Consider the following 19,806-nt stretch of genomic DNA (forward strand, 5'->3'; position numbering starts at 1 on the left):
GCGTAATCACTAGGCTAAATAATCGATTTTACGCCATATAGAGCGATTTAGAATGTTTTAAGCAGCGCCAGCAGATGGAAGCCGCCATTCGCCAATACGAGATTCCAGTTCCGCAGATCAAGGTGTCTTGGTGGAGACGGATAGCGCTTTTTCTTGGTATTGGCTGCTTCACGTTCATTTTCCGCTGGATAGTGGAAGGCATTTTCCATTGGGGCCGCCAACCCATGCCTAGATCTCTGTTCATGCCCGTGGTACTTGGCGCTGTTTTAGGCTTGCGCTTTCCCAAATGGCTCTCTAGGGGCGGCAGCCTAATCATTGGGGAAGATTTCTTGGAGGGCCGTACACGAGCGCGGTGGTTTACCTACAAGAAGCGCATTCGCAGGGAACGGATCAAGTCGATTTCGGAAAGTAAGCGTGGCTTGTGCGTAATGGATCGCGGAGAGTTTGCCGCCAGGATGCTGGGATTTGTCTTTATTCCCGCTACGATGCCCGAGTACCAGGAGATCAGGTCACAACTGGCACAGTGGGCTCCCATAAAAGTGAAGAGCTGAGTAGCCACACTAACGGGGTCAACGGTTTGGGAGCCTTGAATCTTTTACCGACGCAGTCTCATCAAAGCAGGTCGGCATATCTAGCCAAAATAAGCTAATTTCAGGTAAAATAAGGCTTTACCGCGAAAGGTATCGAGAGGCAATGAAGGCAGCGATCCATCCCAAGTATGAAGAAGTGCGCGTGCACTGCGCATGCGGAAACACGTTTACCACCCGGTCCACCCATAAGGGCGCCATTAACCTGGAAATCTGCTCGAATTGCCATCCGTTTTTTACCGGCAAGCAGAAGCTGGTGGACACCGCCGGACGCGTGGAGCGCTTCCGCCGGAAATATGCGAAGTCCGATGCCGGCAAGGCCCAGGCAGCGAAGACCGCAGAGGCCAAGCAATAAGGCCGCAAGTTTGATTGAGGCCTCCGCCACGGCGGAGGCTTTGTTTTTGGCGTGAAATCTCTCGCAGAGCGAGAGACCCCTTTTGCTTGCAAACATTTGAGGCTTGGGACGATTGGTGCTTGATTGCTGGTGAAACCCGAGACATCATAGAAGCACATAGGGTTCCCTCACTACGCTCGGGATAAAAGAACGTATGAAGAAATTCTGGGAAAATCCGGCCGACTCGACCGTCGCACCGCAGGGGGCGCAAGTGCCGGACTCTCTCCAGATAGGCAATGTGCGCATTGCTCCGGCAACGATTCTTGCGCCCATGGCGGGCGTGACGGACACGGTCTTTCGCCGGTTTATCCGCAATGCCAGCTTTGTACGTCCACCGGGCGAAATCATGTCCGCGCCGGAAGAGTGCGAAAGTGAATTGTCGCACGCCGAACTGCATCAAGCGCAGATCACCGTCGGTGCACAGCAAAACACCCAAGCGGTTTCCAAAACAAACGAGATTTCCGGTTGCGGCCTGCTGATGACCGAGTTCACCTCGGCCGACGGGCTCTTCCGCACCCGCGAATCCAAGCGCAAACGCTATCTGACTTTTTACGAAGACGAGCATCCTATCTCCGCCCAGCTTTTTGGCAGCGATCCGTACACGCTCGCGGAGTCGGCAAAGATTGTGGAAGACGCTGGCTTTGATCTGGTCGATCTCAACCTGGGCTGTCCGGCGAAGCGCGTGGTCAAGTGCAATGGCGGCTCAGGGTTGCTGAAAGACCTGCCGGTCATCAAGACGATTTTTGAATCGGTTCGCGCTGCGGTGAGAATTCCTTTTACCGTGAAGTTCCGTTTGGGCTGGGACGATGAAAATATTGTCTGCGTTCCGTTGGCCAAGATGGCGGAAGACTGCGGACTGAGCGGCGTGGCGCTGCATGCTCGCACGCGCGAGCAGGGCTACAGTGGCAATGCGCGCTGGGAATGGATTGCCGCGGTAAAAGATGCGGTGAAAATTCCTGTAGTTGGGAACGGTGACATCCGCACGCCGGAAGATGCTATCGCCATGGTGGCGCAGACAGGCTGCGATGGAGTGATGATCGGGCGCACGGCTGCGTCGAATCCGTGGATCTTCCGCCAGATCCGCCAGCATGCGGAGACCGGACGGTACGACCAACCCACCGAAGCTGATCGCTACCAGATGATCCGCACGTATTTCAAAATGCTGGTGGATGAAACCATGCACGGCTCACCTGGCAAGATGAAGCAGTTTGTGGCCTGGTTCACCCACGGTATCCCGGGCGGAAGCGCGCTACGCCGCGCTTGTTATGACGCGCATACAGGGCCGGCAATTCTGGCGAGCGTGGAGCGATTCTTTGAAGAGCTGCTAAGCGGAAACGCGCCTCAGGCTGTGCCGGTTGCGGAAAAAGAGATGGACTTACTTCCTGCATGCGACTGAAACGGCTGAAAAAGTCATTTGTGAGCAATAGCTACGAAGAACGAGCCGTCGCATGCTTCAAGGCTCTCGCAATTGGAGACGCCATCGGCAAGCAAACTGAAACGCTCTCCTATTCAGATGTAGGGTACTGGTATCCAGACGGAATTTGCGGATTCCAAGGCTCTGCCGGGGACATCATCCCACGGTACGTGGGCAACCGGAAATATAAATGGCGGATCGGCGAGACGACCGACGACACTGAGCAAACTATAGCAGTAGCGAGGGCAATACTCGGCCAACAGGAAGTGTCTCACACCGCGATTGGTCGCGAGCTGCTAAAGTGCCGTAAATCTCTGCATCCCGGTATTGCGTCATTTTGGACATTTCATCAGATAGGCGATCCCAATCGCGTAACATCGGAGGGCGACGGCTGCGGTGCAGCGATGCGTGTCGCGCCTGTTGGAATACTTTATTCGCCAAAGCGTTTAGATGAATTAGTTCGTGGCGCGTATGAATCATCCATCCCGACCCACGGTGGTCAATTGGCCATATGCGCTGCAGCGGCCGTTGCCGCGGCAATCTCTGCGGCCCTGGAAGGGTTTCCTGCAGCTCAAGTGTTGGAACTGGCCCTGGCAGCCGCTCGTAAAGCCGAAATCTTCACACCTTTGGCCGGCAGCAACGCTGGATTGAATATCGCCGAATCAATCCTGGAAATGCATTCAGCGCTTTCGAAGCCCGGTGCGTTGATGGTAAGGGAGCTTGCGGAGAAATTCTTCCCGGACGGGCCTGGAACCAAGGTGCCTCTAGCAATAAATCTTGCTTTAATCACGGAGTCTGCTGAACAAACGACGTTGCTTGCTGCAAATCTTGGCGGTGACTCAGATTCGGTAGCATCGATAGGTTCGGCAATCGCAGGGTCGCTTCGCCCGGAAACGGTCAACGAAAATTGGTACCGCGTGGTTCAGTCTGTAAACGGCGAGGAACTCATTGACCTTGCGCAGGCTCTTGCCAAGCGCCGCTTGGCTGGCGCCTTCAAATAGGCGCAATTCTTTTCAGCATTTTCTTTCCAAAATCATTTGACCGGGATCACGCCCAGCGCCTTATCCATATCTGCCACCTGAAACACGATGCCATCTTTCACCACGGTCTTTACGCGTCGAATATCGCTGATGTGGGTCGCCGGATCGCCGTCGACGAGAATCACATCTGCGAGCTTGCCCGGAGCGATGGAGCCGAGTTCACCGTCACGCTTGACCACGCGTGCAGCCCCAAGAGTGGCAAGCTGGAGAACTTTCGGCGCGGGAATGCCGGCTTTTACATAAAGCTCAAGTTCGCGGTGAAGAGCAAAGCCGGCGAGGGAATCAGTACCTGCCACGATTGGCACGCCGGAGTCATAGAACGCCTTAGCCATGTCGAGCATACGCTGAAAAGAATCCTGATAGCGCTGGTCCTGGCCGGCAGGGACTGGCAGCCCGCCATAGAGAAAGCCACGCCGCACCTGCGCCGGCATGGAATCTGCCACGGCGGCGTAGCCTTGCGCCATTTTGCCGGGACGATCATCAATCATGCTCTCAAAGATGCTGAGCGTGGGATCAAGAACGATCTTGTGCTCTTTCAAAAGCTGAATGAAGTCCTGTACCTGCTCTGATTTTGGATCGATCTCAGCGCCGTGAGCGGCGACCTCAGTAAAGCGGGCCGGGGTGCGAGTGTCTTTTAGCTGTGGCATGAAGTTCAGGAAGATGAAATTCATGTGCTGAATTTCGTCTACGCCATCACGCACGAACTGCTCCGCATTTATTCCTGAAGGAACGTGTCCGCTCACGCGCATGCCGTGGGCATGCGCCATCTCAACAATTTTGGGCAAGAGCTCAGGCTTGAGCGAGCTATAGACCTTGATCTGGATATAGCCGAGCTTGGCATAGTTATCGATTGCGGCTTTGGCTTCTTCTTCAGTATCGGCAAAAACTTTGGTTGGCCCCTGATAGGGGCCGCGACCATCAATGAATCCGGCCATTACGATACGCGGGCCGATTTCTGTCCCGGCATCGAAGCGGCTGCGCGTCTGTATGAGGAAATCAGTATCGTTGGCCAGGTCGCGGACAGAAGTTACGCCACAAGCCATGTGCAGAAGGCCATCACCGGGTGCGACGTGAACATGCATATCCCAAAGGCCGGGCATCAGGGTTTTGCCGGTGGCGTCAATGGTCTCAGCGTTTTTCGGAAGCGGCACCTGGCCGTCAGCGCCGACAGCAGTGATCTTATTGCCCGTGATGACCACAGTGCGATTCGGCAGCATTTGTGCTGATTCGGAATCGAACAGGTTGGCGTGCACGAAGACCAGAGGACTTGTTGGTTTGTGGGCAAGAGTCTGCGCCAGCTTCTTTGAGCGCTCATTGTCAAATTTGTCCTGCTCTTTAAGCAGATCGGCAGCGGCGCTTTCCCAGCCTTCTGGAATCACGGAATTCCAGGAGGAGACAAAAGCGAAAAACTTTCCGTCCTGTTCCAGCCAGAGTGGGACGGGAGAGAACCCAAGGCCGCTGATGGCGTATTGAGCGACGGTACGCGACTGGCCATTGGCGTTGATCTTGAGATCGCCGCGCTTCTCAATGGAGGCCTCGCCTTCAGGAAGCAGAGGTAGTCTGTGTCCTGGAGCGGCGAGCAGCACCTGCGCCAACAGGCCTGTTTCTTCAGTGGCGCCGGAAATGCTGGCATAAAACGCTTTTCCGTTTGTGCTTTTGTGTCCTTCTTCAGACCGGTTCTTCCAGCTTGCGACGCCTTGCTTGAAGGAGAAACGCTCATCGACAGGCGCTTTGAGGTAGTCAACGCCGGTGATTTCAATTTCAAGCGGAATACCATCTTTGCCGATGCGAATCTTTTCATTGACGTTGGGCCCGCGGCCGCGATCGTTGAATTCAAAATGGACTTGCAGGCTGCCGTCAGGATTACGCGTGGAACTTTCATACCCGGCTTTGTTGCCCGAAAGAATAAACGTGTATCGAGCGGACTTTGCCGCTTCAGATGACGGAACCGCAGTGGTCTGAGATTGAGCGAGGGCAGCAAATATGGGGAAGAGAAGAAGGAATTTTTTCATAAGAAGGTCCTAGTTCAGCTAAAACCTGGTTCAGCTAAGGATTGTAATTCGGCACACTATTGGGCAGTAGTTGGACGTACCAGATCAGTCTTCCGGTAGCTCGGCAACGGCCGCACCGCTGCGATTGGATGGCCGCGGCTTTTTGGGGGCAGTGACGTAGGCGTAAGGATCGACGGGAGGCGGATCAGGTTCCTTACGAGCGCGTTGGGGAAGCCAGCCGGTCAGTCGACGCAAAAGTTTACGAAGCCGGGAATGTTTTGACTGCGGCATAAAGGCAGCTCCTGCCCCAAAAAATCGTATCACGAGAGCCGAAATGGGAACTAAGTATCTAAATTATGGGACTAACTGTGTTTAAAGCAGGCGATTTTTGACTTTCCGCCTATTTTTGCCAAGGGCCGTTACTCTTACTATCGACAGAGGGGAAAAGTGCGACAATAGGAGTTAAGAACTGGTCCTTTTCTGGCTTCCGGGGCATCCAATAAGAGAGCAATGACACAAAATCAAAATCTTTTCTTTCAGAAATTTGGCATTACTCCAAACGATCTACAGCGCTACCTGGGCGAGGCGCTTTCCGCCGGGGGCGATTATGCCGATTTGTACTTTGAATACCTAACATCCACTTCCATCAGCGTGGATGAGTCGATCGTGAAATCCGCATCGCAGGGGATTTCCGCCGGCTGCGGTGTGCGCGTATTGGCCGGCGAGCGCACGGGCTATGCCTATACAGACGATCTTGCCCCGGAAAAAATTCTGCGCGCGGCACGGACTGCGGCGCTGATTGCGCGCGGACCGGCCAAGAGTCCTATTGAAGGATTTAAGGAGAATTTGAATCACCAGCTATATCCCGTCGCTTCACCTTCTGCCGATGCGGACATTGCAGCGAAGCTGGAGCTGGTGATGCGAGCGGACCGCGCCGCGCGAGCTTATGATCCGCGCGTGGTGCAAGTGCGGGCCGGTTATTTTGATGAGATGCGCCAGATCCTGGTGATTGGCTCAGACGGGACTTTTGCCACTGATCTACAGCCGATGGCGCGGTTCACCGTGAACACGATTGCCAAGTCTGGCGAGAATTCCGCCAAAGGCGCAGCCGGTGGTGGCGGACGTGTAGGCATTGATTTCTTCCTGACCGACAAGACCCCAGAGCACTTTGCGAAGGATGCCGCGCGGCAGGCCATTATTCAGTTGGGCGCGGTTGAAGCTCCTGCGGGTGAGATGGAAGTTGTGCTGGGACCGGGCTGGCCGGGAATCCTGCTGCATGAAGCCATTGGTCACGGACTGGAAGCGGATTTCAATCGCAAAGGGACATCGGCTTTTTCCGGCATGGTGGGCAAGCGAGTTGCGTCAGACAAATGCACAGTCGTCGATAACGGCACGCTGCCTTCGCGACGCGGATCAATCAACGTGGATGATGAGGGGTCGCCGACGCAGAACACCGTGTTGATCGAAAAAGGAATTCTGAAAGGCTACCTGAGCGACAAGCTTTCCGCGAAGCTGATGGGAATGCCAGACACCGGCAATGGACGCCGTGAAAGTTACGCGCATATTCCCATGCCGCGCATGACCAATACTTACATGCTGGCGGGCGATGATTCTCCGGAAGACATTATTCGATCTGTAAAGCGCGGCGTTTACGCGGTGAACTTTGGCGGCGGCCAGGTGGACATTACCAACGGCAAATTTGTCTTTTCCGCGTCTGAAGCTTACATGATTGAGAACGGTCACGTAACCGCGCCGTTGAAAAACTGCACGCTGATTGGCAACGGCCCGGATGCACTGACGAAAGTCTCAATGGTGGGCAACGATCTTGAGCTTGACGAAGGTGTTGGCACTTGCGGCAAGGATGGACAGTCCGTGCCCGTGGGCGTGGGCATCCCCACGCTGAAGCTGGACAGCATGACCGTGGGCGGCACCGCAAGATAATGGCAACCAATACGCAAACAATCACTGAAGTTGACGCAGAGCTGCGTGATCTGGCGGTCAGCGTGGTCTCACGCGCCATCAAGGCTGGAGCAACCGCGGCTGACGCTGTGGTCCGGGAAAGCTCGGAGTTCTCCACGGTGGTGCGCATGGGCGAAGTTGAGACTCTGAAAGAATCAGGATCGCGCGCCATTGGGCTGCGGACGTTTCTTGGACATCGCACGGCGAGCACCTATTCCAGTGACTTCTCTAAAGACGGAATCCAGCGGCTGATCAACGGAGCGCTTGAGCTGGCGCGCGTAACTTCTGAAGATATTTACGCGGGGATTCCGGAGCCGGACCAGCTTGGCTCTGTGCCGGGCGATCTCCAGCTTTATTACGACGATGTTTATTCTCTTCCGCCTGAGCAGCGCATTGACTACGCGCGACGGGCCGAACGCGCAGCGCTGGAAGCCGATCCGCGAATGAAAAATTCTGATGGCGGCACCTTTGATGCTGCCATTGGTCACAAGGTGCTGGCCAACTCGCATGGCTTTGTGGGCGAATTTCGCCGGTCGTATTGCTCTGTTTCTGCCGCGCCGATTGCGCAGGATGAAAACGGCAACATGCAGCGCGATTCCTGGTACTCGTTGGCCCGCACGCTGGCAAAGCTGGAATCTCCTGAATCCGTGGGACGTGAAGCGGCGCGCCGCACTTTGCGCCGGCTGGGCTCGCGCAAGATTGCTTCCACGCAGGTCCCAATCGTGCTTGATCCCATGGTTGCGGAATCGATTCTGGATAACATTTTTGACGCGGTTGATGGCTCGGCGGTTTATCGGCAATCGTCGTTCCTGGCCGGCAAACTGGGAGAGCAGGTAGCGGCCAGCAACATTACGGTCGTTGACGATGGCACAATGCCTGGCGGATTCGGCACTGAACCTTTTGACGGCGAAGGCGTACCCACACGGCGAACCGTGGTCATCGAAAATGGCGTGCTCAAGTCTTACCTGCTGAATACTTACACGGCGAAAAAATTGGGGATGAAGACTACCGGCAACGCTTCGCGCGGGTTGGCGGCAACGCCGGGGATCGGCAGTGGAAATTTTTATCTGCAAAAAGGTGATCGCACGCCGCAGCAGATTATCGGGAACATTAAGCAGGGACTGTATGTGTTCCAGTTTCTCGGCTTTGGCGTGAACATGGTTACCGGCGATTTTTCCCGCGGCGTGAGCGGCCTGTGGATTGAAAACGGCGAGCTTACTTATCCGGTGGAAGAGGTCACTATTGCCGGGAATCTTAAGGACATGCTGAATAACATCTCTGAGATTGGCAATGACCTGGAATTTCGGGGCTCGACCGCCGCGCCCACGCTGCGGATTGACGGCATGACCATCGCGGGAGAATAGATTAGAATTTCCGCCATGGGCGATTCCGAAAACGAGCCGGTATTTTCTCCTCCCGCCGAACAGAGCGAAAAACGCAACTGGATTCCGATGGTGGCTGGGGTAGTGTTTGTGCTGGTGCTGATCATTGGCGTGGTCCTGCTTACGCGCGCGGGAAAGCCTGCAAACACTTCGTCCGGCGATCCTAATCTAGCGAAGCTGCAGGTTTCCGGACTGCATATGGCCACGGCGGAAAACTTTGCCGGCGGATCGGTGACTTACATCGAAGGCAAGATTGCCAACGGCACCGATCGCAAAGTTACCGGCGCGAGCGTGCAGGTGATCTTCAAGAATTCTCTGGGTGAAATCGCGCAAAAAGATACGCTCCCTGTAACTGTCCTGCTGCCCAATGTTCCTTACGTCGATTACGGATTGATCGACCGCGCGCCGCTTGCACCGGGCCAGACACGCGATTTCCGCCTTACGCTGGAGCACGTAACCACCGACTGGGACGGCCAGGTGCCCACGGTGAAAGTCGTGACGATTGCTTACTAGCAGTTGGCAATTAGCAATTAGTAATTAGCCAAAGCAACTGCAAAGCCTTAACGCAGATTTCACGGATTTTCAGAACTATTTACCACTGATTCTCACTGAGAACACTGATCAGAAAACCTCTGGCATCGGGTGACAAACCTTACCACGGATGAACACCGATTTCACGGATCGATTCATTGCTTAAAAATCAAATTCCGCCAATCCGAAAGATCCGTGTTAATCAGTGTCATCAGCGTTCATCAGCGGTAAGGTTTGGCTTTTGCCAATTGCTAACTGCTAGCTGCTAACTGCCAACGTCGCCGCAGTCATGCTTTAGAATGTCCATGATGGCAGAACTCAAAACAATCCGGCTCACGGAGCAGGTAAAAGCTGCGGGTTGAGCAAGCAAGCTGAGTCCGGCGGCGCTGGACGCGGTGCTTGGGAAATTAGCCCGGCAAAATGATCCCAATGTGCTCGTTGGCTTTGACACAGCCGACGACGCCGGAGTGTACAAAATTTCCGCCATGGGCGGACGCCCCTTGTCCGCGCTGGCCATCGTCTGCTTTCCCGATAAAGGCGATCTCGACGTGCTGGGGCAAATTCTTGCCGGCGGCCTTTCCAAGATGATGGAAGCCGGATGCGTCGTGATCGGCGGTCACAGCGTACGCGATCCTGAAATCAAGTTTGGCTACTCGGTCACCGGCATGGTCGATCCGCAAAGAGTCTGGGCCAACTCCAACGCGCAGATCCTGGACGCGCTCATCCTCACCAAGGGCCTGGGGACGGGCGTGATATCCACGGCCATCAAGCGCGGTGAGGCAAAACAGGCGTGGATTGATTCCGCCACGCAATCCATGACCACGCTGAATGCCCGCGCCGCTGAAGTTGCCGCGTCCGGCAAGTTCACGGTGCACGCTGCCACGGACATTACCGGCTTCGGCCTCATCGGCCATGCGCGGGAGATGGCCGCAGGCAGCGGCGTTTCCGTGCGCATCAACTCCGCCAACGTTCCTCTGCTGGCCGGGGCCATGGACTGCGTGCGCGCCGGCTTCATCCCCGGAGGCCTCAACAATAACCGCGACTTCGCGGAATGCCTGGTCAGCTATGGTGAGAGCGTCCCGGCAGAAATCCGGACCATTCTTTTCGATCCCCAGACCGCCGGCGGGTTGTTGCTCTCCGTTGCCCGCGCCGATACCGCCGCCCTGCTCGATGCTCTAAAGACCGCTGGCGTGCCCGCGGTGGAGATTGGCGAAGTGCTTCCGCCAGGGAAGCCGTTGATTCAGGTGGTGTGAACTCGCGTTGGCGTCAGCCACCCGCTCAAGTTTCACAGGGCTGATTTTACCAATGTTCGTTTTTCGGTAAACCCTACAACTTGAGAACGAGGCAGCCAGCCATGCCAGAAACGCTGTACACTCAACCCCTAGCCGCCACTTGCGGCAAGGAGATACTAGGTGAAAATCACACGCCTGCTCGTAGTCTTCTTTATTCTGTTCGGATCGGCTATGCCGCTCACTCACGCCGTAAACCAGCCAGTCCGTGCCGCCAAGCTGTCGCCGGCCCTCGACTGCTGTTCAGTCTGTCCGCCGCTTTGTCCGCCACAATAAAGATCGCCGCGCCAATATAAATCTGCTCTGCGTTCCCGCGCTGATGCCGCCGCTCTGCTCGATGCTCTCAAGAGTGCCAGCGTGCCCGCGGCGGATCGTGAAGTGCTGCCGCCAGGAAAGCCGTTGATTCAGGTGGTGTAACGACTAACGATGCTCGTGTGGCACAGCCCCGGGGTCCCCGATAAGCCTGCTTTTGGCTTGGTGGGGTGGAGGTGCTCTCGGCTGTGAGTTTTGGGTTTTTCCGATCATCGGCCATCACAGAAGCTACGCGGCGGAAAATCGTCGCGCCTCAATCTGTCATCCTGAAGAGCAGCCGATTCTGCCGCGAAATGAAGGACCAGCAGTATTGCGCCGCTATTGTAGGAAAAAGACTGGTTCCTGTCCTTCATGGATCGTAGTAAACTTCAGCAGACACACTGCTTGCTCGCGCACGGCTTCATACCTTCATATATGGCAGGGTCCGGCCTTATCCGCTCGAAAATTACGGCTTAGGAGATCATGAATGGTGCAGCGAACACGTCACCCCGCGTGGATGTTTCTTTGTGTAGCAACCCTGGTGCTTTTCAGCGCCCTCTCTGCCCTGGCGCAGGTAGCCCCGGTTGATCGTACAGTCGGCACGGATGCAGCAGCGCAACAGCCGGCAGCGGCAACTTCAGCCCAACAGGCGCTGCCAAATGTGCCTGCCCGGCCCAGATTGCACATTGTTCCGGTGCTCGATCCCAATAATCCCAATGCGGCCGCCGTGGGCTTTGCGGCACCCGCAGGCGCTCACCTGAGCTACTTTGGCGGACCGGTGATTTCGAACGTCCACGTGGTGCAGGTGCTATACGGAAGCGGCTCTTATAACGCACAAGTTGCCGGCACCACCAGCCCCACCATGGGCCAGTTCTATGGCGACCTTACCGGGACCAACAGCGGCTACACCTCATTGCTGACCCAATACAACACTCCAGTTTCGGGCGGCACCAATCAGGCGATCGGGAACGGCACGTTTGACGGACTGTTTCAGATTGTTCCCTCGGCCGGCAACAACGGCTCCACGATCAGCGATGCGCAAATCCAGTCTGAACTTCTGGCCCAGATTACCGCAGGGCACCTGCCGGCGCCGATCCTTGACGCCGCAGGCAACGTGAACACCCTTTATATGATCTTCTTCCCACCGGGAAAGACCATTACGCAGGGCGGGTCATCAAGCTGCGTGGCGGGCGGCTTCTGCGCTTATCACGGCACCACGTCAACCCTGCTCAATGGGAAAAATGTTCTTTACGGTGTGATGCCGGATATGCAGAGCGGCCTTTGCTCCACCGGCGGGTGCGGCAGCGCCGGCGTGTTCGGCAACTACACGTCAGTTACCAGCCATGAATTAACGGAAGCGATTACCGACGCGGACGTAGGCATTGCAACCACCTTTGCGCCTCCGCTGGCCTGGTATGACATGGTCAACGGCGAAATTGGCGACATCTGCAACGGCCAGCAAGGAACATACACTGCCAACGGCACCGCGTACACCATCCAGCTGGAATTTTCGAATGCGGCGAACAATTGCGTGCTGCCGCCACCTCCGTCCGGGCCAAATTTCTCCATCGCGGCAACACCGGCATCGCAGACGGTTACAGCGGGCGCAGGCACTTCATATACCACGACAGTCACTGCATCCGGGGGATTTACGGGCGCTGTTGCTTTCAGCGTCAGCGGCCTGCCCACCGGCGCAAGCGCCAGCTTTAATCCAACTTCGGTGACCGGTTCAGGCTCGTCAACCCTGTCAGTCAGCAGCAGCACTACAACTCCGGCCGGCACTTACACGCTGACAATCACTGGAACCAGCGGCACCCTGAGCCACTCCACCAACGTCAACCTGGTGGTAAATCCAGTGGGTGGCGTACCGGACTTTACTATTTCGGTTTCGCCCGCCAGTCTCAACGTGACCCGTGGAAATACGGGAGGTTACACGGTGACGATCGGCGCAGTGAATGGATTCGCCGGCACGGTAAGCCTGAGTGTTAGCGGATTGGGCTCACGCGTGACAGGAACCTTCAGCCCCACATCCGTCAGCGGATCGGGAACTTCAACGCTCACGGTGCAGGCGGCCCGTAATGCGAGCAGAGGCGCCCGGACCATAACCATCACTGGCGTGAGCGGCACTCTGAGTCACTCGACGAGCGCCACGCTGAATGTTCAGTAGCATGGGTACGACGCGAAACTCACATCCGGCTTGAGCAAAACTCGGGCCGGATTTTTCTGCCGTGGCAAACTTGGGCCAGCCGTGTTAGAGGTTGTTTGAAAAGCTTGAAGTAGTGCGTTCGAGCAGCCAATTGCTATTTGCCCGCTGCTGTGACGTGGCTCACAGCCACTGCCGCCTTTTCGTCTACAATCGAAATGTGGTTCCTGTCGGCAAACCCGTCTGCTTGTTTCTGGTTCTGCTGGTACTGTCAGCGCCGCTGATAGCATGTGCTCTGCCTGGCGAGGAAATGACCAAAGCAGAGCAGGACTGCTGCCTGCAGATGAGTGATGAGTGCGGCGGCTCGCAAATGTCAGACTCTCACACCTGCTGTACCAAGACTCCGCAAGTGGAAGGAAGCACGCTTAAGGCCAGCAGCAAATACTCTCCAGCCGCGCCTCAGGCGGCACCGCATGCCTCGCTTTGCTCGGCGCCGGAGATGGCCGCTAACCGGCTTCCTGGTACGCACAATCCCTGCAATGATTCCCCGTCGCCACCTGGTTCCATCTCCATTCTAAGAATCTAGTCTCGCTTTCGTCTGTCCGGCGTCCGCGGAAGTTTGCGAACGCGTGTCTCTCTTTCTGCATTCGAGTGAAGAGGTCAAGATGAAAGCGTTATATCTGTTATTTTTTTTCGCCGGCGCGGCGTGTGCCGCGCAGGATCCCATGCCGCCAGCGCCTCCGGCCCCGCTGGCCACGCTGGTGGAAGAAGCGCAGCATAACAATCCTGAGATTCAGGCTGCGACGCACGGAGCGCAGGCTGCTGGTCACGCCGCCAAACAGGCCGGTGCATTGCCCGATACGCAGATCATGTTGCAACACCTGAGCGTGGGCAGTCCGCGCCCCTTTGCTGGATACACCAACAGCGATTTTGCCTACATTGGGCTGGGCGCGTCACAGGAGTTGCCCTGGCCGGGCAAGCGCGCTCTGCGAATGCAGGTCGCGGGCGCGCAGGCCGACGCCATGCGCACACAGTCGGGTGCGGTCAGCCGCATGGTGGTGGAGCAGGTGAAGATGACCTACTTCAAGCTGGCATACCTGCAAGCCACGCTCGAAATCCTGCTGCGCGATGACAAGCTCCTGGGCGAGATGGAGCAAATCGCCGAATCGCGCTATCGCGTGGGCCAGGGCAACCAGCAGGAGGTGCTCAAGGCGCAGTTGCAGCACACGCGCATTCTGCAGGAGATCAACCTTCACCATCGTGAGCAGGGCCAGCTTCAGGCGCAGATCAAGCAACTGCTGGCGCGCGCGCAAGATTCGCCGGACATTGTGACCGAGCCTCTGCGCGAGCGGTCGCTTCCTGAGAGTGCGTCTGAGTTGTTGCAACAGGCGCGGCAAAACAATCCGGAGATCAACGCGCGCGAGCGGCTGGTGCAACGCGCCGATCTTCAAACAGAACTGGCGCGGAAGGAATTTAGGCCCGACTTTGGGCTGCAATACCTGTACCAGAATACTGACCGCAAGTTCCGCGACTATTACATGCTGACCTTTACGGTCACGCTGCCCAACCGCGGCCGCCGCCGCGCGGAACTGGCGGAGGCCGCCGAGAACCGGCAAAGCGCAAATGCCGAACTGAATGCAGAGATCCAGCGGCGCCAGGCGGAAGTGCAGGACCAATATGTGATGGCCAAAACTTCCGCCGAGCAGCTCAGGATTTTTCGCGAAGGACTGATGCCGCAGGCCGAAGCGACATTTCGCGCGGCAATGGCTGCCTACCAGGCCAACCGCCAGGATTTTGAAACGCTGCTTTCCTCCTTCCGCGATGCGCTCGATTTCGAAGAGCAATACCAGAAAGAACTCAGCGAGCATGAGTCGGCGCTGGCGCGGCTGGAGTCGCTGACAGGAGTAATGCTGCCATGAACAACAGATCCGGTTACAAGATCGCATTCTTTGCTGCGCTGGCGGTGGTTGTGGCGCTTGCCGGCTGGCTGGTTCTGGATTGGCGCAACGCACATGGCGATAAGAGCAGCGTTGCCGCGGAAGCCACAACGAGCGTCTCTTTACCGGCTCCTTCACCCGCTGCGAACGTTACAGATGCCCCACTATCACCCGTGCAGCTTACTCCCGAGCGCATGCAGTCCATCGGCGTGAAGCTGGGCACGGCGGAAATCCAAAATGTGAGCGATGCTGTCCGCGCCACCGGCAACGTTGAGGTCGACGAACGACGTGTTGCTTCTGTGCAGACACGTTTTCCCGGCTGGATCCGCAATGTGTACGCCGATGCGAGCTACCAGTTCATTCGCAAAGGCGAGCCGCTGTTCACCATCTATAGTCCTGACCTGGTCACTACCGAGCAGGAATATCTACTGGCGAAAAAGAACGCCGAAGCGGTGCAGTCCAGCAGCGTGAGCGGCGTGGCCGCAGGGTCGCAGAGCCTGCTCGCAGCCACGCGACAGAGGCTGGAACAATGGGAGGTTCCTGCCAGCGAGATCCAGAAACTTGAATCCACGGGCAAGGTAATCACCGATCTCACTTTCAACTCTCCTGTCACCGGTTACATCACTGAACGCAACGCGCTGCCCAATATGTTTGTCCAGCCGGAGACGAAGCTCTATACAGTGGCTGATCTTTCCAGCGTCTGGGTGTCGGCACAAGTCTTTCAAAGCGACCTGGGCCGGATCAAGCCGGGCGATCCCGCGGCTGTCACGGTGGACGCCTATCCGGGGCAAACATTCAACGGTCGCGTCCGGGACATTCTGCCGCAGGTGGATATGAATACGCGCACGGCGCGCGTGCGCATTGCTCTGGCGAACCCCGGACTCAAACTCAAGCCGGGCATGTATGTGAATGTCGCGCTGCAAATCCCGCTGGGACGCCAGCTGGTGGTTCCCGCATCGGCTGTGCTGCATGCCGGGATGCGACAGCTGGTTTTTGTCAGCGGGGGCGACGGCTTGTTCCAGCCGCGCGAGGTCCAGACGTCGGGACAGGCGGGCGACAAAGTGATCGTCACCAAAGGACTCAAAGCCGGAGAGCGCATCGTGATCTCAGCCAGCTTCCTGATCGATTCAGAAAGCCAGTTGCAGGCCGCCGCCGGAGCGTTTGTGCCTCCACCGCCGGGAGCTGGCGCGGCCGCCGCGATGAACCAGACCACAGCCGCGCAGACAAAGCTTGAACTGACCACGCAGCCTGATCCGCCGCGCAAAGGCAGCAATGTTTTTCGGGTGAAGCTGACTGACGCCGCCGGCTCGCCGATCATCGGCGCGCAAGTAAACGTGACCTTCTTTATGCCTGCCATGCCGGCCATGGGCATGGCTGCCATGAAGACCAGCATCGATCTCACCGACAAAGGCGGAGGCATGTATGAAGGCGCAGGCGAACTTGGCTCCGGCGGAACGTGGCAGGTCACGCTTACGGCGCAGCAGAATGGTCGCGTGATCGGCACGCGCCATTTCACGCTCAACGCTGAAGGAGGCATGTAGCCATGATCTCCCGAATCATTGAGGTGTGCGAGCGTAACCGTTTCCTGGTTTTTACCGGGGCAGTGCTGCTTACGCTGATGGGCATCTGGGCCATGGGCCACATTCCGCTTGACGCACTGCCGGACATTTCTGACGTGCAGGTGATTATTCATACCGGTTGGTCCGGCGAGCCGCCCAGCGTGATTGAGGACCAGGTTACTTACCCCATCGTCTCCACGTTGCTGGCCGCGCCGCGTGTGAAGGCTGTGCGCGCGCAGACCATGCTGGGCGATTCTTACGTCTTCGTCGTGTTTCAGGATGGCACCGATCTCTACTGGGCGCGTTCGCGCGTAATCGAATATCTACAGCAAATGCGCGGACGCCTGCCCGCAGCCGTGAGTCCCATGATCGGCCCTGACGCTACCGGCGCAGGCTGGGTGTTTGAATATGCGCTTATAGACCGCAGCCACAACCACAGCCTGGCCGACTTGCGCAGTATCCAGGAATGGCAGCTCCGCTATCAGCTGGCGACTGTTCCGGGTGTTGCCGAAATCGCCAGCATCGGCGGATTCGTCAAGCAGTATCAGGTCAGTGTCGATCCCAACAAGCTGCTGGCTTACGGCATTCCGCTGTCTACCGTGATTGAGCGCGTGAAGGCCAGCACCAATGAAGTTGGCGGACGCGTGCTGGAGCTGAACGGCGCCCGCTACATGGTTCGCGGGCTGGGATATCTGCGTTCCCTGGCGGACTTGGAAAATGTTCCTGTCATGAGCAAGAACGGCACGGCGGTCTTGATCAAAGACCTGGGCACCGTCTCCTTTGGGCCGGACACTCGCGAAGGCGTGGCCGAGTGGAACGGTGAAGGTGAAACCGTGGGCGGAATCGTCGTGATGCGCGACGGCATGAACGCGCTCCAGGTGATTGACGGGATCAAGCGCAAGCTCGCACAGATCAAACCGTCGTTGCCCGCCGGAGTGGAAGTTGTGCCGGCATATGACCGCTCTGGGCTGATCCATGATTCCATCCGAACGTTGCAATTCAACCTGATTGAAGAAGCGGTGATCGTCAGCCTGGTCTGTATCTTCTTCCTGTTTCACTTCCGCTCCGCGCTGATTCCGATTCTCACCATTCCGCTGGCCGTGCTGATGGCGTTTATTCCCATGTATTACCTGCACGTCACATCCAACATCATGTCGCTCGGCGGACTCGCGCTGGCCATCGGCGTTCTGGTTGACGCTGCCATTGTGATGGTGGAAAACGGATATCGCCATCTCTCGGAGCATCCGCTCAACGCCAGCGGAGTGCCCGAACCGGAGCGGCGGCGCATCCTGATCGAGGCCGCAAAGCAGGTTGGCCCGGCGCTATTTTTCTCGCTGCTGATCATCGTGGTGTCATTCCTTCCGGTCTTCTTGTTGGAGGCGCAGGAAGGCCGCATGTTTCGTCCGCTGGCCTGGACCAAGACGCTGGCCGTCGGCTTTTCTTCCATCCTGGCCATCACGCTGGTTCCGGTCCTGATGGTCATGTGGATTCGCGGGCGGTTGCGCCCGGAAAGCCAGAACCCATTTGCCCGCGTGTCGCAGGCGATTTATCTGCCGGTGCTGCGTTGGTGCCTGAAGTATCGCAAGACCACGCTCGCGCTGAACCTGATTTTTCTTGTCGTCACCTTTCCGCTGGCGTTCAAGCTGGGCAGCCAGTTCATGCCGCCGTTGTATGAAGGCTCAGCGCTGTATATGCCCACGGCGCTGCCCGGCATCGGCATCACGCAGGCCACCACGCTGCTGCAGGAGCAGGACCGCATGATCCGCAGCTTCCCAGAGGTGGAGACTGTTTTCGGCGCAGCAGGCCGCTCTGACAGCCCAACTGACAATGCTCCGCTCGATATGTATGACACCACCATCGTGCTCAAGCCGCGCGAGCAATGGCGCCCCGGCATGACCTATGAAAAACTCATCCAGCAGATGGACGGCAAACTGCAGTTTCCCGGGCTTTCCAATACCTGGACCATGCCGATCCAGAACCGGCTGGACATGGAGCTTACCGGCATCAAGACGCCGGTTGGACTGAAGATCCAGGGACCAAACCTGGAAGGCATTCAGCAGCTCGGTTCGCAGATCGAGCAAATTCTTGCCGGCGACTCACGCGCCCGCGCCGTCTTTGCCGAGCGCGTCTCCCAGGGCTTCTATATCAATGTCGACGTCAACCGCACCACGGCCGCGCGCTATGGCCTGACCATTGAAGATGTACAGCTCGCGGTCACCTCGGGCATCGGCGGTGAAAACGTAGCGGAAAACGTTGAAGGCCGTGAGCGCTATCCCATCAACGTCCGCTATCAGCGCGATTTCCGCAGCGATATTGACAGCCTGCGCCGCGTGCTGGTCAGCGCCCCGGGCGGCGCGCAGGTTCCCATCGGCGAACTGGCTTCTATCTCGTTTTCGCGCGGCCCGGCCATGATCCGCGATGAAGACGGCCTGCTCACCGGTTACGTTTATCTTGACCTCAACACGAAAGATTACGGCGGCTTCGTCTCCGCCGCCACGCGCCTGCTCAACGCGCGGCTCAAATTGCCTGCCGGCTATACCTACCAGTGGTCCGGAGAGTATGAGTTTGAACTGCGCGCGCGGGAGCGGCTTAAGCTGATCCTGCCCATTGTTTTCTTTGCCATCTTCATGCTGCTCTATATGGTCTTCCATTCCGCCGTGGAAGCCCTGGTGCTGATCTTTCCCACGCTTTACGCCATGACCGGCGGTCTGCTGCTGCAATGGATTCTCGGATACAACTTCAGCGTGGCCGTCTGGGTGGGCTATATCGCCTTGTTCGGGATCGCCGTGGAAACCGGCGTGGTCATGGTGGTGTACCTGCATGAGGCGCTGGAACGGCACATCGCTTCCAGCGCGCCCATCACGAAGCAGGCAATTGAGGATGCGGCCATTGAAGGCGCCGTCCGGCGCCTGCGTCCCAAGCTGATGACCGTCACCGCGGTGCTGGCCAGCCTTGTACCAATCCTCTGGGAAACCGGCGTGGGCTCAGACGTAATGAAGCCCATCGCCGCTCCGATTGTCGGCGGCATGATCACATCGACCATTCACGTCCTTATTCTGGTTCCGGTATTTTTTGTGATGATCAAGGAGCGCGCGCTCAGGAGACAATCCCGCCAGGAGAATAAGGAACTGGCAAGGGTTTGAGTGGGTGCGCCGCTTGTTTTGTTACGAGAGCGCCCCGGCAGAAGGCCGGACCATTCTTTTCGATCCCCAGACCGTTGGCGGGTTGCTGCTCTCCGCTGCCCGCGCCGACACGGCTGCGCTGCTCGATGCTCTAAGGAGCGCCGGTG

At 57.4% G+C, this 19,806-nt stretch carries 17 protein-coding genes; 14 read left to right on the top strand and 3 right to left on the bottom strand.

Annotated features, from left to right (window positions below; translation table 11 throughout):
• Nucleotides 1–47 precede the first annotated feature (47 nt).
• Entirely contained in the window at nt 48–209 is a 162-nt protein-coding gene (locus LAO76_17510) for a hypothetical protein (GenBank protein MBZ5492723.1), read from the bottom strand.
• A gap of 15 nt (nt 210–224) precedes the next feature.
• On the opposite strand from LAO76_17510, the gene LAO76_17515 reads away from it, so the two are divergent.
• From LAO76_17515 to LAO76_17530, 4 genes are all read left to right on the top strand, one after another.
• Nucleotides 225–551, top strand: coding sequence for a hypothetical protein (locus LAO76_17515; GenBank protein MBZ5492724.1), 327 nt, complete (start codon nt 225–227; stop codon nt 549–551).
• A gap of 142 nt (nt 552–693) precedes the next feature.
• Entirely contained in the window at nt 694–942 is a 249-nt protein-coding gene (gene rpmE, locus LAO76_17520) for a 50S ribosomal protein L31 (protein MBZ5492725.1), read from the top strand.
• 193 nt (nt 943–1,135) lie between these two features.
• Nucleotides 1,136–2,377, top strand: coding sequence for a tRNA dihydrouridine synthase DusB (dusB, locus tag LAO76_17525; GenBank protein MBZ5492726.1), 1,242 nt, complete (start codon nt 1,136–1,138; stop codon nt 2,375–2,377).
• On the top strand, nt 2,368–3,396 hold the full coding sequence (locus LAO76_17530) for an ADP-ribosylglycohydrolase family protein (protein MBZ5492727.1): 1,029 nt from the start codon (nt 2,368–2,370) through the stop codon (nt 3,394–3,396). The genes dusB and LAO76_17530 overlap by 10 nt, the downstream gene beginning before the upstream one ends.
• 32 nt (nt 3,397–3,428) lie before the next feature.
• Here the strand turns inward: LAO76_17530 and LAO76_17535 are convergent, their stop codons facing one another.
• Both LAO76_17535 and LAO76_17540 read right to left on the bottom strand, forming a co-directional pair.
• Nucleotides 3,429–5,447, bottom strand: a complete 2,019-nt coding sequence (locus LAO76_17535) for an amidohydrolase family protein (protein ID MBZ5492728.1) — start codon at nt 5,445–5,447, stop codon at nt 3,429–3,431.
• An 84-nt stretch (nt 5,448–5,531) separates the two neighbouring features.
• Nucleotides 5,532–5,717 (bottom strand): hypothetical protein, encoded by a 186-nt coding sequence (locus LAO76_17540; GenBank protein MBZ5492729.1) that lies wholly within the window; start codon nt 5,715–5,717, stop codon nt 5,532–5,534.
• A 219-nt stretch (nt 5,718–5,936) separates the two neighbouring features.
• On the opposite strand from LAO76_17540, the gene tldD reads away from it, so the two are divergent.
• From tldD to LAO76_17590, 10 genes are all read left to right on the top strand, one after another.
• Nucleotides 5,937–7,367: a metalloprotease TldD gene (gene tldD / locus LAO76_17545; protein ID MBZ5492730.1), complete on the top strand. Its 1,431-nt coding sequence runs from the start codon at nt 5,937–5,939 to the stop codon at nt 7,365–7,367.
• Nucleotides 7,367–8,749 (top strand): TldD/PmbA family protein, encoded by a 1,383-nt coding sequence (locus LAO76_17550; protein ID MBZ5492731.1) that lies wholly within the window; start codon nt 7,367–7,369, stop codon nt 8,747–8,749. The genes tldD and LAO76_17550 overlap by 1 nt, the downstream gene beginning before the upstream one ends.
• Nucleotides 8,750–8,764: 15 nt before the next feature.
• A complete protein-coding gene (locus tag LAO76_17555; GenBank protein MBZ5492732.1) occupies nt 8,765–9,280 on the top strand; it encodes a DUF2393 domain-containing protein in 516 nt (171 codons plus the stop codon).
• 323 nt (nt 9,281–9,603) lie between these two features.
• Nucleotides 9,604–10,551: a selenide, water dikinase SelD gene (selD, locus tag LAO76_17560; protein ID MBZ5492733.1), complete on the top strand. Its 948-nt coding sequence runs from the start codon at nt 9,604–9,606 to the stop codon at nt 10,549–10,551.
• Between the two features lie 159 nt (nt 10,552–10,710).
• Complete coding sequence (locus tag LAO76_17565) at nt 10,711–10,863, top strand: hypothetical protein (protein MBZ5492734.1); 153 nt, start codon at nt 10,711–10,713, stop codon at nt 10,861–10,863.
• 502 nt (nt 10,864–11,365) lie between these two features.
• Nucleotides 11,366–13,045 (top strand): hypothetical protein, encoded by a 1,680-nt coding sequence (locus tag LAO76_17570; protein MBZ5492735.1) that lies wholly within the window; start codon nt 11,366–11,368, stop codon nt 13,043–13,045.
• Nucleotides 13,046–13,331: 286 nt separating this feature from the next.
• On the top strand, nt 13,332–13,607 hold the full coding sequence (locus LAO76_17575; protein ID MBZ5492736.1) for a hypothetical protein: 276 nt from the start codon (nt 13,332–13,334) through the stop codon (nt 13,605–13,607).
• Between the two features lie 79 nt (nt 13,608–13,686).
• Nucleotides 13,687–14,940, top strand: a complete 1,254-nt coding sequence (locus LAO76_17580; GenBank protein ID MBZ5492737.1) for a TolC family protein — start codon at nt 13,687–13,689, stop codon at nt 14,938–14,940.
• Nucleotides 14,937–16,499, top strand: a complete 1,563-nt coding sequence (locus LAO76_17585) for an efflux RND transporter periplasmic adaptor subunit (protein ID MBZ5492738.1) — start codon at nt 14,937–14,939, stop codon at nt 16,497–16,499. Before LAO76_17580 ends, LAO76_17585 begins: the two co-directional genes overlap by 4 nt.
• 2 nt (nt 16,500–16,501) lie before the next feature.
• Nucleotides 16,502–19,660, top strand: a complete 3,159-nt coding sequence (locus tag LAO76_17590; GenBank protein MBZ5492739.1) for a CusA/CzcA family heavy metal efflux RND transporter — start codon at nt 16,502–16,504, stop codon at nt 19,658–19,660.
• Nucleotides 19,661–19,806: the final 146 nt, after the last annotated feature.

The organism is Terriglobia bacterium, from assembly GCA_020072645.1.
Lineage (GTDB): Bacteria > Acidobacteriota > Terriglobia > Terriglobales > Acidobacteriaceae > Angelobacter.